This is a genomic window from Pseudomonas sp. ASL8, from assembly GCF_056680355.1.
Genome location: NZ_CM155278.1, coordinates 5,354,370 through 5,368,781, shown reverse-complemented (window position 1 = coordinate 5,368,781; position 14,412 = coordinate 5,354,370). Strand labels below are relative to the sequence as shown.

Sequence of the window (14,412 nt, the reverse complement as noted above, 5' to 3'; positions counted from 1 at the left end):
ATGGCTCATGCCGAACCAGGCTTGAATGTCATGGCCACGCCGTTCATGCAGTAGCGCAGCCCGGTCGGTTCGGGGCCGTCATCGAACACATGGCCCAGATGGCCGCCGCAACGACGGCAGTGCACTTCGGTGCGGACCATGCCAAGCGCCATGTCGCGTGTTTCTGCGACGGCATGTTCGAGCGGGGCATAAAAGCTTGGCCAACCGGTGTGACTCTCGAATTTGGTGCTGGAGGAAAACAACTCAAGCTGGCACCCGGCACAGGCAAAACGTCCGCTCCGGTGTTCATTGTTGAGCGGGCTGCTGCCGGGCCGTTCGGTTGCGCTATGGCGCAGCACCTCGAATTGATCTGCCGAGAGTAGCGCGCGCCACTCGGCCTCGGTGTGGGCCACCTCGAAGACTTCGCTGGCCCTGGCCGTTCCGCCTGACGTCGCGGCGAGGGCGCGCCAGTTGAGGAGTCCTGTCGCCGCAAGGGCGACGCCAGCCGTGCTGCAAAAAAGAAACCAGCGTCTGGATTGCATAGGGATCACCTGGAAGGCGTGGGCGTTGTGTCATTGTTTTTCGCGCGCAGTCACCAAGTCCTCACGCAAAGTTAAATTAATTGTGATAAATGGATTCGATGGAATCTTGCACAATGGCGTTCCCGCCGCGTCCCCCGCGCGCCGGCGTCACCTATTCCAGAAGGCTGATAATGGATGCGCCCAAACGTGTATTGATTGTCGAAGATGACCTGCAGCTCGCAGGCCTGCTGCGCCTGCATTTGCAGGACGAGGGCTACGCAGTGACGCATTGCGCCGATGGCAATGCCGGGCTGGCGCAGCTTGAACAGGGCGGTTGGGATGCCCTGATCCTGGATTTGATGCTGCCGGGCGTGGACGGTCTGGAGATCTGCCGGCAAGCCCGTGCGATGGCTCGCTATACGCCAATCATCATCACCAGCGCCCGCTCCAGCGAGATGCATCGGGTGCTTGGGCTCGAACTCGGCGCTGACGATTATCTGGCCAAACCCTTTTCGATGCTGGAACTGGCGGCGCGGGTCAAGGCGCTGCTGCGCAGGGTGGACGCCCTGGAAAAAAACATGAGGACGGTCGCTGGCAAGATCGAGCTCAACGGGTTGTCGCTGGACCCTGTGACGCGTCAGGCCGAGGTCGATGGCAAATACCTCGAACTCACGCCGCGTGAATTCGACCTGTTGTATTTCTTTGTGAAAAATCCCGGGAAGGTTTTTTCCCGCATGGACTTGCTCAATCAGGTGTGGGGCTACAAGCACGATGGCTATGAACATACCGTCAACACCCACATCAATCGTCTGCGTGCAAAAGTCGAGGCTGATCCGGCGGAACCCAGTCGCATCCTGACCGTGTGGGGGTTGGGTTATCGTTTCTCGCCGGACCGCGTGAGGCCTGCTGAATGAACCTGACGCTGTTACAGCGCCTGTCCGTGGCGTTCGCGATCTTGCTGTTGGCCTGTTGTGGGGCGTCGGCCTGGTTGCAGATACGCGCCAATGACTTGCATGAAAAAGAGGTGGTGCAAGGCTTGTCGCGTGGTTTGGCCGACAGTATTGCCCGCGACAACAACATGATCGGCGCCAGTAATCTCAAGGTTGAGGACATCCGCAGGCTGTTCAGCAAATTAATGAACGTCAATCCCAGCGTCGAAGTCTACTTGCTGGACAGCACCGGCCGTATCACCGGGGATGATGCGCCAGCCGGGCATCTGAAGCGCGACCGCGTCGACCTCAAACCTTTGCATCGCTTGCTGGACGGACAGCCACTGCCGATCCTCGGCGATGACCCGCGCAGTGTCGACGGGGAGAAGGTTTTCAGTGTCACCGCGCTGCGCGATGGGAGCCAGGACCTGGGCTATCTCTACGTGGTACTGATGGGTGAGGCACATGACCTCATTTCTGCTCAGGTGGCTGCCAGCTCGGTGTTGCGCACGACGTTATGGTCCATGGCGCTGGTTGCGCTGCTGGGGCTTGTGGCAGGGCTGATGGCATTCCGGATGATTACCCGGCCACTGCGTCGACTGACCGACACCATGCGCCATTTCGATACCCAGGCGGAACCGGTCGCGTTGCCGGTAACCGCAGAAGATGGGGCCAGTCGACGCGATGAAATAGCCGTGCTTGAGGCCAGTTTTAGCCAGATGGCGGCTCGGATTGCCGAGCAATGGCGCACCCTGACGCAGCTGGATCAAGACCGACGCGAACTGGTGGCGAATATTTCCCATGACTTGCGCACGCCGTTGGCGTCGTTGCATGGCTATCTGGAAACCCTCTCGTTCAAGGGCGCAACACTGAACGAGGCCGAGCGACAGCGCTATCTCGCTGCGGCCTTGAGTCAGAGCGACAACGTACGTCAACTGGCGCAGGCTTTGTTCGAGCTGGCCCGGCTGGAGCATGGCGCCGTGCAACTGGTGGTCGAAGATTTTTCGCTCTCCGACTTGATTCAGGACGTCTTTCAGAAATTCGAATTGATGGCTGAAGCCAGGCAGTCGCGGTTGGTGGCGGTATTACCGCGCTCGTCGTCCATGGTGTCGGCCGACCTGGGCATGATCGAGCGGGTACTGACTAACCTGATCGACAACGCGATCCGGCATACCCCCTCGGGCGGGACCATCGAGGTGGCGCTCAAGCATGAGGCGGGCAAAGTAATCGTCACGGTCAGCGATACCGGGCCGGGTATTCCCGCACGACTGCTGGAAAACCTGTTCCGACGGCCTTTCAGTCAGGCGGGCGACCGGCGCTCCGGTGGCCTTGGGCTGCTGATCGTTCGGCGCATTTTGCAACTGCACGACGCTCAGATTCGTCTGCTGTCCGCGCCCGGAAAAGGCGCGACTTTTTGTTTCGAACTGACGGCGGCGGGGGCTTAGCCGAGCGCCGGTGCCGCGTCGTCGGTTGTCACTTCGGGCGCATCCGGCATCAAGGTTGCGATCAGCGCGCGCACCGTGCCCGGCAAGGCGTCCAGTTCGCGGACCAGGATACTGCGCTCGCGAATCGCCCAGGGTTCGTCGAGTTCGACAATCGCCAGTTGCATGGTGCGGCTGTGCCGGGCAGCGGCAGACTCGGGAATGATGCCAATGCCCACGCCGGCTTCGACCATGCGGCAGATGGCCTCGAAGCTGGACACCTGAATCCGCAGCGACAGGTTTTGCCCCAGCCGCTCGACATGGTCACGCAGGAAACTCAGGAGCGTGCTGCCTTCGTGCAGGCCAATATGCTGGAAGGCCAGGGTCTGTTTGAGGGTCACCGGTTTCGGCCCGGCCAGCGTATGCCCCACGGGGACGGCCAGCACCAGACGGTCGGTACTGAAGTGCATCACCTGTAAGCCAGCGGCTTCCACCGGACCGGCAATAATGCCCATGTCGGTGGTGCCATCGAGCACGCCGCGCACGATGTCCCGCGAAAGGCGTTCCTGCAGGTCGACGGTTACCCCTGGTCGTTTCGCCAGAAAACCTGCCAGCACTTCCGGCAGAAACTCGGTCACTGCTGTGGTGTTGGCGAAGATGCGGATGTGCCCGGCTGAATCGGTGCCGTAGCGGGTGAATTCGGATTTCAGGTAATCCACTTGGCGCATCACCAGTCGCGCATGCTTGAGCAGGCGATGACCGGCGGGTGTCAGCTCTACACCACGGCTGTCACGGTACAGCAGGCGAGTATCGAATTGGCTTTCCAGTGCCTTGATCCGGGCGCTGGCCGCCGCCGGTGACAGAAACGCTCGCCGCGCACCCTGGGTCAGACTTGGCGATTCGCCAATGTGGATGAACAGGCGCAGGTCAGCCAGATCGAAGTGCATCATCGTCTCCCATTTTTATTAGCGTTCAGCATTTATGAACGCTGGCTTACGAAAATGCAAATTCTCAGAATGCCCAGCGCCTTGCATTATCCCGGCATAACAACAACTGCCCAGGGGTAACCCGCATGAGCGTTTCAGCTAGCAGCACCGATTTCACTGCGTGGATCGGTCGCACCGAAGAAGCCCAGGATCACCTGAGTCGCAATTTGATCAAACGTATTGCTGCCACCTTCGGTGAAGATATTCCCGCCGATGGCGACGCGCTTCCGCCTCTGTGGGCCTGGTGCTTCTTTCAGGAACCGCTGGCGGAGTCCCTGCTGGGCACTGACGGTCATCCAGCACGCGGCGGCTTTCTGCCCCCAGCCGATAACCGCAATCGCATGTGGGCGGGCGGTCGTATCGAGTTCTTCGAACCGCTGCGGGTCGGCGCCGACGCCCATAGGCTGTCGACCATCACCCACATCGAAGAAAAGCACGGCCGTACTGGCGCGTTGTTGTTCGTCACCGTGCGCCACGATTACTCCCAGGACGGTCGATTGGCGATTCGCGAAGAGCAGGACATCGTTTACCGCGAGCCCAACCCGCCGAAGCAAAGCAGCGGCGAAGCCGTTCCCGGAGGCGACTGGAGCGAGACTGTCGTGCCGACCTCGACGTTGCTGTTCCGCTATTCCGCCGTGACCTTCAACGGCCACCGTATTCATTACGACTACCCGTACGTCACCGGCACCGAAGGCTATTCCGGCCTGGTGGTGCACGGTCCGATGATCGCCACCTTGAGCTTGCGTGCGTTCTGCCGGGCCAACCCTGAGGCGCGTCTGCGCCGTTTCGCCTATCGCGGCGTGCGCCCGTTGATTGCCCCGCAACCGTTCAGCGTGGGTGGTCGCCTGCTTGAACCTGGCAAGGCGCAGTTATGGGCCGGCAATGACGCCGGTATCGCCCAAAGCGCTGAAGTCGATTTCGACTGAATCCAGTGGACAGTCCCGTTAGATAAGCCCGTGTCCGTGCAGACCCATGAGAGCCAATCGATGAACCCCAACGATAACGAAGAACTGAATGCCATCCGCGAAGGCGTGCGTGCCCTGTGTGCTGAATTCGACGCGGCTTACTGGCGCAAGGTCGATGAAGAGAAGGGCTTCCCTGAAGCGTTCGTCAAGGCGCTGACCGATGCCGGCTGGCTGGCGGCGCTGATCCCGACTGAATACGGCGGCTCAGGCCTGGGTCTGGCCGAAGCGTCGGTGATCCTTGAGGAAGTGAACCGCTGCGGTGGTAACTCCGGCACCGTTCACGGCCAGATGTACAACATGTTCACCCTGTTGCGCCACGGCAGTGAGGCCCAAAAAAGCTATTACCTGCCGAAACTGGCCAGCGGTGAGTTGCGTCTGCAATCGATGGCCGTCACCGAGCCCACCACCGGCACCGACACCACCAAGATCAAGACCACTGCGGTGAAGCAGGGCGACAAGTACGTTATCAATGGTCAAAAGGTCTGGATCTCCCGAGTCCAGCATTCGGACCTGATGATCCTGCTGGCGCGCACCACACCGTTGGCTGACGTAAAGAAGAAATCCGAAGGCATGTCGATCTTTCTTGTCGACCTGCGCGAGGCCATTGGCAACGGCCTGACCGTTCAGCCCATCGCCAACATGGTCAATCACGAGACCAACGAGTTGTTCTTCGACAACCTGGAATTGCCTCTGGACAGCCTGATCGGCGAGGAAGGCAAAGGCTTTCGCTACATCCTTGATGGCTTGAATGCCGAGCGCACGCTGATTGCCGCCGAATGTATCGGTGATGGCCGCTGGTTCATCGAGAAAGCCAGCGCTTATGCCCGAGATCGGGTGGTGTTCGGGCGGCCCATCGGGCAGAACCAGGGCGTGCAATTCCCGATTGCCGAAGCGCACATCGAGATCGAAGCCGCCGACCTGATGCGCTGGCGCGCCTGCGAGGAGTACGACAGCGGCAAGAATGCCGGGGCCAGCGCCAACATGGCCAAATACCTGGCGGCCAAGGCGTCCTGGGAAGCGGCCAATGCCTGCCTGCAAACCCACGGCGGTTTCGGTTTCGCCTGTGAATATGATGTGGAGCGCAAGTTCCGCGAAACCCGCCTGTATCAGGTCGCGCCTATCTCGACCAACCTGATTCTGTCCTACGTCGCCGAGCATTTGCTCGACCTGCCACGCAGTTTCTGAGGCGCCGATCATGAGCCATACCCAAGCATTGGCCGGCTTCCTGGCCGACCTGAACGACGAGCAGGTGCCAGACGCCGTGCTCGACCGCACCGAAGACTTGTTTCTCGACTGGCTGGGCTCGGCGCTGGCCAGCCAGGGTTCGCACCCGATCCCGCTGTTCGAGCGTTATGCGCAGCGCATGGGGCCAGCCGATGGCCCGGCGAAAATTCTGGTGAACGGCCGTGGCACCTCGGCGTATTTCGCCGCGCTGGTCAACGCTGCTTCTTCGCACCTTGTCGAGCAGGACGACCTGCACAACAGCTCGGTGCTGCACCCGGCTACGGTGGTGTTCCCCGCCGTGCTGGCGGCGGCTCAGGACCTGGGCAAGTCCGGTCGCGAGTTGTTGCTGGCCTCAGTGGCCGGCTATGAGGCCGGAATTCGCATCGGCGAGTTCATGGGCCGTTCTCACTACAAGATTTTCCATACCACGGCCACGGTCGGCACCCTCGCGGCCGCCGTTGCGGTCGGCAAGTTGCTGGGCTTCGACAAAGAGCAGTTCATCAACCTGCTTGGCAACGCGGGCACTCAGGCCGCCGGGTTGTGGGAGTTTTTGCGCGACGCCGCCGACTCGAAACAACTGCACACCGCCAAAGCTGCTGCCGATGGTTTACTCGCGGCGTACATGACCCTGGATGGCCTGACCGGCGCGCGCAATATCCTCGAGGGTGATCAAGGCATGGCCGCAGGGATGTCCAGCGATGCTGATCCGAGCAAGCTGTCCGACCGGTTGGGCAGCCGTTGGGCGCTGGCCGAGACCTCGTTCAAGTTCCACGCCTCGTGCCGGCACACCCATCCGGCCGCCGATGCGTTGCTGCTTCTGATGCAGCGCGAGGGCCTGACCCACGATCAGATCGAGCATGTCACCACCCGTGTGCATCAGGCCGCTATCGATGTGCTGGGACGGGTTGTGGTTCCGCAAACGGTGCATCAGGCCAAGTTCTCGATGGGCGCAGTACTCGGGTTAATTGCAGTGCATGGCAAAGCGCAATTGACCGAGTTTCAGGCGTTTGCCCTGACTGACCCTGCCGTGGCAGCGTTCCGTGAGAAGGTCAGCATGGTGCTGGACAGTGAGGTCGACGGAGCCTATCCGGCGCGCTGGTTGGGGCGTGTGATCGTCACCACGATGGACGGCCGCACCTTGGCCGCAGCCATCGACGAGCCCAAGGGCGATCCAGGCAACACCCTGTCGCGGCCTGAGCTGGAAGACAAATTTCAGCGTCTGCTGGCGTTTTCTGGCGCACGCACGCCGGAGCAGGGCCGAGCGCTGATTGAAAAGGTCTGGCGGCTGCGCGATGCGGCGGAGGTAACCCTATGACGACTCAACCAGCCAATCCTCGTCCGCTGGACGGGATTACCGTGGTCAGCCTCGAACACGCGATTGCAGCGCCTTTCTGCACCCGGCAACTGGCTGATCTGGGGGCGCGAGTGGTGAAAGTCGAACGTCCCGGCAGCGGCGATTTTGCCCGGGGCTACGACGAGCGCGTGCGTGGCCTGGCATCGCACTTTGTCTGGACCAACCGCTCCAAGGAAAGCCTGACCCTGGACCTCAAACAGGACGAGGCGGAGGATATTCTTCAGGCCCTGCTCGGCAAGGCTGATGTCTTGGTCCAGAACCTGGCACCGGGTGCTGCGGCGCGCATGGGGTTGTCGTTCGAAGCGCTGCACGAGCGCTTCCCTCGGCTGATCGTCTGCGACATTTCCGGCTACGGTGAAGGCGGGCCTTATGAAAAGAAAAAGGCCTATGACCTGCTGATCCAGAGTGAGGGTGGCTTTCTGTCGGTGACCGGCGGGCCGGGTGAAGACCAGATGGCCAAAGCCGGTTGCTCTATCGCCGACATCTCGGCGGGCATGTATGCCTACAGCGGAATTCTGTCGGCGCTGTTGCTGCGCGACAAAACCGGCGTGGGCAGTCGCATTGACGTGAGCATGCTGGAAAGTCTGGTGGAGTGGATGGGCTATCCGATGTATTACGCCTTCGAAGGCGCCCAGCCGCCACCGCGTGCCGGCGCTTCGCACTCGACAATTTATCCGTATGGCCCGTTCCCGACCAAGGGCGGCGACACAGTGATGCTGGGTTTGCAGAACGAGCGCGAGTGGGCGCTGTTTTGCGAGAAGGTGTTGCTCGACACCGCGCTGACCACCGATGAGCGTTTTTCGGCGAACTTCAAACGGTCGGAAAATCGTGAGGCGCTGCGCCAGATCATTGTCGATGGTTTCGCCCAACTGACGGTGGAAGAGGTCGTGACCCGGCTGGAAGTGGCGCAGATCGCCAACGCCAGGGTCAACGATATGCAGGGGGTGTGGGAGCACCCGCAACTCAAGGCCCGCGACAGCTGGCGCGAAGTGGACAGCCCTGCTGGCAAGCTGCCGGCATTGCTGCCGCCAGGGCGCAACGCTGCCTTTACCCCGCGCATGGACCCGGTGCCGGGGCTGGGTCAGCACACCGGTAGTATTTTGGGTGAGCTGGGTTTTTCGGCTGAAGATCAGGCGCGGCTGCAGGCGGCTGGGGTGGTCTGAGACCGCCGCGCCGCGTTGATCCCATCGCGAATGAATGTGCTCCCACAGATTAATTGGGCCTCCCCAAGAAAGAGGAATAACCATGTCCGGTTCCATTGTTCGCTCCGCGCTGTTCGTGCCCGGTAGCCGACCCGAGCGATTCGTCAAGGCGCTTGCTGCGGGCGCCGATGCGGTGATTGTTGATTTTGAAGATGCGGTGGAAGAGTCGCTCAAGCGCCAGGCACGCGACAATTTAGCGGCCTTTCTGAACAGCACTCCGCAGGCCTCGGTCTGGGTTCGGGTCAATGCCCCGGATCACGCCGAACACTTCGCTGATCTGGCGTTCTGCCAACGCTATGCAGGGGTTGTCGGGGTGTTGCTGCCCAAGGTTGAAAGTTCTGCCCAGGTTGCCGCCGTGGCGGCCACCGGCAAGCTGATCTGGCCGATCATCGAGAGCGCTCGTGGCCTGTTGGCGTTGGCCGAGATTGCCTGCGCCAAAGGCGTTCAGCGCTTGTCGTTTGGCAGCCTGGACCTGGCGCTGGACCTAAACTTGAGCAACGGCACTCAGGCTGCACAATGTGTACTCGATCAGGCGCGCGTCTTGTTGTTGCTGCATTCGCGTGGTGCGGGGTTGTTGCCTCCCCTCGATGGTGTGCACCCGGCCATCGACGACCCAGAGGGGCTGCACCAGTCCGTTCGCCATGCTTATGAGATGGGTTTTGCGGGCGCCCTGTGCATTCACCCGAAACAGATTCCGGTGATTCACCAAACCTTGGCCCCGTGTGCTGAAGACCTGGCTTGGGCGCAGCGCGTGCTGGACGCGGGTGCTCATGGCGCAGGCGTATTTCAAGTCGACGGACAAATGGTCGACGCGCCGGTCTTGCTGCGAGCTCAACGATTATTGGCCCTGACACTTGTCTAGAGGTTAAGAGCGGCCTACGACTTTAGTCGCAGTCTAGTTGTACGATGACTGCTTTGGGTCAATAGTCTTCGAGGGTTTATCCCCACGACACAGGGGCTTCAGAGTCGACCATGGGTACAAAGTGCCAGCGTTCAGCTAAACCAAACGCTGGATTATAAAAATGCAAATTCTCTAAACGCGCGGCCTTGTGCATCTTTGTACCAGCGCTTTAAAAGCTCCCTCAAAAATAATCACAACAATAAAAAGGTGAAATCGATGTTGAAGGTGACCCGCGCGCTCCTATGCGCCGCCGCAGTGTCCATCGCCAGCCTGACGCAGGCAGCCGACCCCATAATCATCAAGTTCGCTCACGTCGTGGCTGAAAACACGCCCAAAGGGCAGGGCGCCTTGCTGTTCAAGAAACTCGCCGAGGAGCGTCTGGCGGGCAAGGTGAAAGTCGAGGTCTATGCGAACTCGTCACTGTTCGGCGACGGCAAGGAAATGGAAGCATTGCTCTTGGGTGATGTGCAGTTATTAGCTCCGTCCCTGGCCAAGTTCGAGCAGTACACCAAACAGGTGCAAATCTTCGACCTGCCGTTCCTGTTCAATGACCTGGCAGCGGTCGACCGCTTTCAGCAAGGTCCGCAGGGCAAAGCCTTGCTGACCTCCATGGATGACAAAGGCATTCACGGGCTGGCCTATTGGCACAACGGCCTGAAACAACTCTCCTCCAACCAGCCTTTGCGCGTGCCTAAAGATGCACGCGGCCTGAAGTTCCGGGTCCAGGCGTCCAGCGTGCTCGAAGAGCAATTCAAGGCCGTACACGCCAACCCGCGTAAATTGAGTTTCGCCGAGGTCTATCAAGCGTTGCAGACCGGTACGGTCAATGGCACCGAGAACACGTGGTCGAACTATGAAAGCCAAAAGGTCAATGAAGTGCAGAAGTACTTCACTGAATCCAACCACGGCTTGATCGACTACATGGTCATCACCAACTCCGGGTTCTGGAACGGCCTGCCAGTAGATATCCGCACCGAGCTGCAAAAAATCCTCGACGAGGTCTCGATTGAAGTGAACAGGCAAGCTGAAGCGCTGAACCAGAGCGCCAAGCAAAAAATCATCGACGCCAAAACCAGCGAAGTCATCGAACTGACCTCCGAGCAACGTGCTGAATGGCGAAAAGCCATGCTTCCAGTGTGGGAAAAATTCTCGGCTGAAATTGGTCCTGATCTGATCAAAGCTGCTGACGACTCCAACAAAGCACCTTGATGTTTACCGACAGCTGATCGGTACAGGCAGCAATGTCTGCGCGGCCGTTCTGATCTGAGGCCGCTCTCTCTACGTTCGGAGAACTTCTATGCAATCGCTGACGCGACTTTGGGAGCACCTGGAGGAAGCCGTTATTGCCTTCCTGCTGGCCGCCATGACCCTGGTTACATTCGTCTACGTGATGTTCAACAACATCTATACGTTTTTTTACACCCTGAGCGACAAGTGGGTGGTGAGCAGCGCTTTTTTCTCAAGTATCGGTGATCACTTGATGGGGATTGCCCAGGAAATGACCTGGAGTGTGGCGCTGACCAAGGCGCTGTTCGGCTGGTTGATTTTCTTCGGCATGTCCTACGGGGTGCGTACCGCCGGACACCTGGGTGTGGATGCATTGGTCAGGCTGACGCCACGGCGCATGCAACGCCTGCTGGGAATGCTCGCGTGCGTGTGTTGCCTGGCGTACGCAGGGTTGTTCGTGGTGGCCAGCTACAAATGGGTATCGGCCGTGTTCATCGCCAATATCGGTGCCGAAGACCTCGATCAGTTCGGCATTAAGGTGTCGTACATTGCCGCGATCGTGCCCCTTGGTTTCGGCCTAGTGTTCATCCGGTACGTAGAAATTTTCTGGCGCATCTTCACCCATCGTCAACTCGGTCTCGGGTTGGCAGATGAGGCGGCTGAAGCGAGCAAACTCGCCAGTTCGACCGAGGAGCACCACTGATGACGGTTCTTTGTCTGTTCCTGCTGTTGTTCGTTTTCATGTTCCTGGGCGTGCCTATCGCGATTTCGCTGGGCCTGTCCGGGGCGGTTTCCATCCTCTTGTTCAGTCAGGACTCACTGAGTTCGCTGGCGATCAAGCTGTTTGAAACGTCGGACAGTTACACCTTTCTGGCGATCCCGTTCTTCCTGCTATCGGGCGCGTTCATGACCACCGGCGGCGTCGCGCAACGCCTGATCGACTTTGCCAACGCTTGCGTCGGGCACATTCGTGGGGGGCTGGCGATTGCCGCTGTGCTGGCCTGCATGTTGTTCGCGGCATTGTCTGGCTCCTCTCCAGCGACGGTGGCCGCCGTCGGCTCCATCGCAGTGGCAGGCATGGTGCGCTCCGGTTATCCAAAAGAGTTCGGCGCAGGCATCATCTGTAACGCGGGGACACTGGGCATCCTGATCCCGCCGTCCATCGTCATGGTGGTGTACGCCGCCGCGACTGAAACCTCGGTGGGCAAGTTGTTCATCGCCGGCATTGTCCCTGGCATTTTGCTCGGTGTGATCCTGATGGTGGTGATCTACATCGTCGCCAGGGTCAAGAAGTTACCGGCACAGCCACGGGTCAGCTTTCGTCAGTGGTTGCACACCGCACGGCGTGCATTCTGGGGCTTGCTGCTGCTTGTGATCATCCTCGGCGGTATCTATAGCGGCATGTTTACCCCGACGGAAGCGGCGGCGGTGGCGGCAGTCTATTCAGCCTTCGTTGCGTTGTTCGTCTATAAGGACATGCGGTTCCGTGACTGCCCGAAAGTGTTGATGGAGTCCGGGCGGCTGTCGATCATGCTGATGTTCATCATCGCTAACGCCATGCTCTTTGCCCACGTCCTGACCACCGAACAGATTCCGCAGCAAATCACGACATGGGTGATCTCCGAAGGCCTGACGCCCATTGGCTTCCTGATCATGGTCAACATCGTATTGCTGGTAGCAGGCAGCTTCATGGAACCGTCGGCCATCGTGTTGATCCTGGCACCGATTTTCTTCCCGATTGCCATGAAGCTGGGCATCGACCCGATCCATCTGGGCATCGTCATGGTGGTGAACATGGAGATCGGTCTGGTGCATCCACCGGTGGGACTGAACCTGTTCGTCACCTCGGCGGTAACCGGGCTGACCCTCGGCCAGACTATCCGGGCCGCCATGCCGTGGCTGATGATCCTCCTGGCGTTCCTGATCCTTGTGACCTACGTACCCTTCATATCGATGGCCTTGCCCAATTGGCTAGGGATGCCTTGACCCGTTACTGAGAGCGCAGTGCCTTGACCCCTGTGAGCTTAGGTTCTCAGGGGTTTTTTTAGTAAGGATGTAGTTGCTCTATCCTTCGCATATAGTGTCCTTAATATGCGTGTGCTCCTGATGCTTCGAGAGGTTATCCAACTATGTTCCTTCATCGCCCCCTGGAAGAAAAAGACATCCCGGTTATCTGTGGATTTCCACAAAGTGTCGACGAGCTGTTTTATATGTTTCCCAAGGCTACTTATCCGCTGACACCGCACCAGCTAAAAGAGGCCACCGCCCACTGCTCCGACTCCACCGTGATTGAAATGAATGGCACCGTGGTCGGTTTCGCAAATTTCTCTCGCTGGCAGTTTCGGGGTCGTTGTTCGCTGGGCAATGTCATCATTTCCCCCAGTGCCCGCTCGCGGGGTGTGGGGCGTTACCTGATCGGCTACATGATTGACATCGCTTTCGATAAGCACGAGGCCCAAGAGCTGACTGCATCGTGTTTCAACCACAACGTCCCTGGCCTGTTGTTCTACCCCAAGCTCGGCTTTCAGCCGTATGCCGTGGACGAGCGTCAAGACAAGCATGGCGCCAGGGTCGCGCTGATTCATCTGCGGCTCGCGAAAAACGAGTTGTAACGCTCGCGTGAAAATAGCCGACGGAAGGTGGTCTGATGAGTGACGTATTTTTTTATTTTTTATGAGGGAAATGTGGTCAAACGGATGTGCGCGGTCGGTATTGTTGGCAGCCGTAAAAGATGAAACGTTTCTTCCATACATTTTATACATCAGGCCGGTTCAATTGATTGTGTACACCCTCGTTAACATGGCATTGCCCCGCACAGGGGGCGGGTATAGAGTTAAGGACGTTCAAGTAATAGACGCCGTTTATTTGACGACCATGGATGAAGTCCTTGTACCTTAATAAATAGAAGTGGCCAGTGTCATCTTGACCCGGCCTGCTGCGAGGAGGCTGCACATGATTGCGTACAGGCTTTCCACACTGGAATTACGAGGTATCATCGAACGCGCTTTTTTGCCGTTGCGCTGCAAGTGCACTGTGGCGCCTGATTATTCATTGACCGTTCAAATTTCCGACCCTCAATCCGACCGGGTCGATTTGATCGTCACGGGTATCTCTCTGGACAGGCTTAATAACAGTCGGGATATATGCGAACTGGTGGCTGAGCTGCGTTATGACCTTGCTAACCATGGTCAACTGCATGCACAGGCCCGCTACGCCGGGTGAGGCTCGCCCCTGCGCCAGGGGACTGGGTTTGAGTACGGCCGGCTGCGTCACGCACGCTAAACGTGTGGGTGTTACTCCCCTGTTTCAGGGGCGCAGTCCGTGTGTAAGCGTCCGCCATCATGTCTTGCGTAACTGCCAAGGCACGGCAACTACTCCTTAATATCACTTGCCCGCCGCATCGGCGCGCGAACAGGTGTTCCCGATAGGCATATGGAGCATATAAAACAGCGAGTGATGCTGTGAGTAGACTAATGCCTTCCTGATCTTCGTTGTGCAAGGCACTGACGCTAACCCGTCTCTTTTCCTCGGCCCTTTCAGTTCCAAACGACAGGGTTATGGCGATCCATTCGATCTCCCGGCAGCGATAAGCCGTAAGGGAGAAGACCGTAACTGGACTCCTCTTTTTTAATGCATAAAACCCGCTGATTTTTCCCTGTCATTGCAAATTGCATGGTCAGGTGACATGCAAAAATTTTAACTC

Annotated in this window: 14 protein-coding genes; 12 read left to right on the top strand and 2 right to left on the bottom strand. The window is 58.9% G+C overall.

Annotated elements, in window-relative coordinates; all coding sequences use genetic code 11:
- Nucleotides 1–5: 5 nt before the first annotated feature.
- Nucleotides 6–521, bottom strand: coding sequence for a peptide-methionine (R)-S-oxide reductase MsrB (gene msrB, locus AC1MEA_RS24575; protein ID WP_219060633.1), 516 nt, complete (start codon nt 519–521; stop codon nt 6–8).
- A 170-nt stretch (nt 522–691) separates the two neighbouring features.
- Between msrB and AC1MEA_RS24570 the strand changes: the two genes are divergently transcribed.
- Together AC1MEA_RS24570 and AC1MEA_RS24565 are read left to right on the top strand one after the other, a co-directional pair.
- A complete protein-coding gene (locus tag AC1MEA_RS24570; protein ID WP_480417642.1) occupies nt 692–1,414 on the top strand; it encodes a response regulator transcription factor in 723 nt (240 codons plus the stop codon).
- Entirely contained in the window at nt 1,411–2,874 is a 1,464-nt protein-coding gene (locus AC1MEA_RS24565; protein ID WP_480417641.1) for a sensor histidine kinase, read from the top strand. Before AC1MEA_RS24570 ends, AC1MEA_RS24565 begins: the two co-directional genes overlap by 4 nt.
- Here the strand turns inward: AC1MEA_RS24565 and AC1MEA_RS24560 are convergent.
- Entirely contained in the window at nt 2,871–3,797 is a 927-nt protein-coding gene (locus AC1MEA_RS24560; RefSeq protein ID WP_219060636.1) for a LysR family transcriptional regulator, read from the bottom strand. The genes AC1MEA_RS24565 and AC1MEA_RS24560 overlap by 4 nt on opposite strands.
- A gap of 125 nt (nt 3,798–3,922) precedes the next feature.
- Between AC1MEA_RS24560 and AC1MEA_RS24555 the strand changes: the two genes are divergently transcribed.
- The 10 genes from AC1MEA_RS24555 to AC1MEA_RS24510 all read left to right on the top strand — a co-directional run bounded on the left by AC1MEA_RS24555 (nt 3,923) and on the right by AC1MEA_RS24510 (nt 13,931).
- The gene (locus AC1MEA_RS24555) at nt 3,923–4,762 is read left to right on the top strand and encodes an HTD2 family dehydratase (protein ID WP_480417640.1); all 840 of its coding nucleotides are present in this window, start codon (nt 3,923–3,925) and stop codon (nt 4,760–4,762) included.
- 60 nt (nt 4,763–4,822) lie between these two features.
- Nucleotides 4,823–5,986: an acyl-CoA dehydrogenase family protein gene (locus tag AC1MEA_RS24550; RefSeq protein ID WP_449633271.1), complete on the top strand. Its 1,164-nt coding sequence runs from the start codon at nt 4,823–4,825 to the stop codon at nt 5,984–5,986.
- Nucleotides 5,987–5,996: 10 nt separating this feature from the next.
- The gene (locus tag AC1MEA_RS24545) at nt 5,997–7,340 is read left to right on the top strand and encodes an MmgE/PrpD family protein (RefSeq protein WP_480417639.1); all 1,344 of its coding nucleotides are present in this window, start codon (nt 5,997–5,999) and stop codon (nt 7,338–7,340) included.
- Nucleotides 7,337–8,542 carry a CaiB/BaiF CoA transferase family protein gene (locus tag AC1MEA_RS24540; protein ID WP_449633273.1) on the top strand — a complete coding sequence of 402 codons (1,206 nt, stop codon included), beginning with the start codon at nt 7,337–7,339 and terminating at the stop codon, nt 8,540–8,542. Before AC1MEA_RS24545 ends, AC1MEA_RS24540 begins: the two co-directional genes overlap by 4 nt.
- Before the next feature lie 82 nt (nt 8,543–8,624).
- Nucleotides 8,625–9,443 carry an HpcH/HpaI aldolase/citrate lyase family protein gene (locus tag AC1MEA_RS24535; RefSeq protein ID WP_480417638.1) on the top strand — a complete coding sequence of 273 codons (819 nt, stop codon included), beginning with the start codon at nt 8,625–8,627 and terminating at the stop codon, nt 9,441–9,443.
- A 255-nt stretch (nt 9,444–9,698) separates the two neighbouring features.
- Nucleotides 9,699–10,691 carry a TRAP transporter substrate-binding protein gene (locus AC1MEA_RS24530; protein ID WP_480417637.1) on the top strand — a complete coding sequence of 331 codons (993 nt, stop codon included), beginning with the start codon at nt 9,699–9,701 and terminating at the stop codon, nt 10,689–10,691.
- Between the two features lie 88 nt (nt 10,692–10,779).
- Complete coding sequence (locus tag AC1MEA_RS24525; RefSeq protein WP_219060642.1) at nt 10,780–11,412, top strand: TRAP transporter small permease; 633 nt, start codon at nt 10,780–10,782, stop codon at nt 11,410–11,412.
- Nucleotides 11,412–12,695, top strand: coding sequence for a C4-dicarboxylate TRAP transporter large permease protein DctM (gene dctM / locus AC1MEA_RS24520; RefSeq protein ID WP_219060643.1), 1,284 nt, complete (start codon nt 11,412–11,414; stop codon nt 12,693–12,695). Before AC1MEA_RS24525 ends, dctM begins: the two co-directional genes overlap by 1 nt.
- Before the next feature lie 143 nt (nt 12,696–12,838).
- Entirely contained in the window at nt 12,839–13,321 is a 483-nt protein-coding gene (locus tag AC1MEA_RS24515) for a GNAT family N-acetyltransferase (protein ID WP_219060644.1), read from the top strand.
- A gap of 340 nt (nt 13,322–13,661) precedes the next feature.
- Nucleotides 13,662–13,931, top strand: coding sequence for a DUF1652 domain-containing protein (locus AC1MEA_RS24510; RefSeq protein WP_219060645.1), 270 nt, complete (start codon nt 13,662–13,664; stop codon nt 13,929–13,931).
- The last annotated feature ends 481 nt before the right edge of the window (nt 13,932–14,412 follow it).

Coding starts and splice junctions, on each gene's coding strand:
- msrB (WP_219060633.1), bottom strand. CDS start 521: ATGCAATCCAGACGCTGGTTTCTTTTTTGCAGCACGGCTGGCGTCGCC.
- AC1MEA_RS24570 (WP_480417642.1), top strand. CDS start 692: ATGGATGCGCCCAAACGTGTATTGATTGTCGAAGATGACCTGCAGCTC.
- AC1MEA_RS24565 (WP_480417641.1), top strand. CDS start 1,411: ATGAACCTGACGCTGTTACAGCGCCTGTCCGTGGCGTTCGCGATCTTG.
- AC1MEA_RS24560 (WP_219060636.1), bottom strand. CDS start 3,797: ATGCACTTCGATCTGGCTGACCTGCGCCTGTTCATCCACATTGGCGAA.
- AC1MEA_RS24555 (WP_480417640.1), top strand. CDS start 3,923: ATGAGCGTTTCAGCTAGCAGCACCGATTTCACTGCGTGGATCGGTCGC.
- AC1MEA_RS24550 (WP_449633271.1), top strand. CDS start 4,823: ATGAACCCCAACGATAACGAAGAACTGAATGCCATCCGCGAAGGCGTG.
- AC1MEA_RS24545 (WP_480417639.1), top strand. CDS start 5,997: ATGAGCCATACCCAAGCATTGGCCGGCTTCCTGGCCGACCTGAACGAC.
- AC1MEA_RS24540 (WP_449633273.1), top strand. CDS start 7,337: ATGACGACTCAACCAGCCAATCCTCGTCCGCTGGACGGGATTACCGTG.
- AC1MEA_RS24535 (WP_480417638.1), top strand. CDS start 8,625: ATGTCCGGTTCCATTGTTCGCTCCGCGCTGTTCGTGCCCGGTAGCCGA.
- AC1MEA_RS24530 (WP_480417637.1), top strand. CDS start 9,699: ATGTTGAAGGTGACCCGCGCGCTCCTATGCGCCGCCGCAGTGTCCATC.
- AC1MEA_RS24525 (WP_219060642.1), top strand. CDS start 10,780: ATGCAATCGCTGACGCGACTTTGGGAGCACCTGGAGGAAGCCGTTATT.
- dctM (WP_219060643.1), top strand. CDS start 11,412: ATGACGGTTCTTTGTCTGTTCCTGCTGTTGTTCGTTTTCATGTTCCTG.
- AC1MEA_RS24515 (WP_219060644.1), top strand. CDS start 12,839: ATGTTCCTTCATCGCCCCCTGGAAGAAAAAGACATCCCGGTTATCTGT.
- AC1MEA_RS24510 (WP_219060645.1), top strand. CDS start 13,662: ATGATTGCGTACAGGCTTTCCACACTGGAATTACGAGGTATCATCGAA.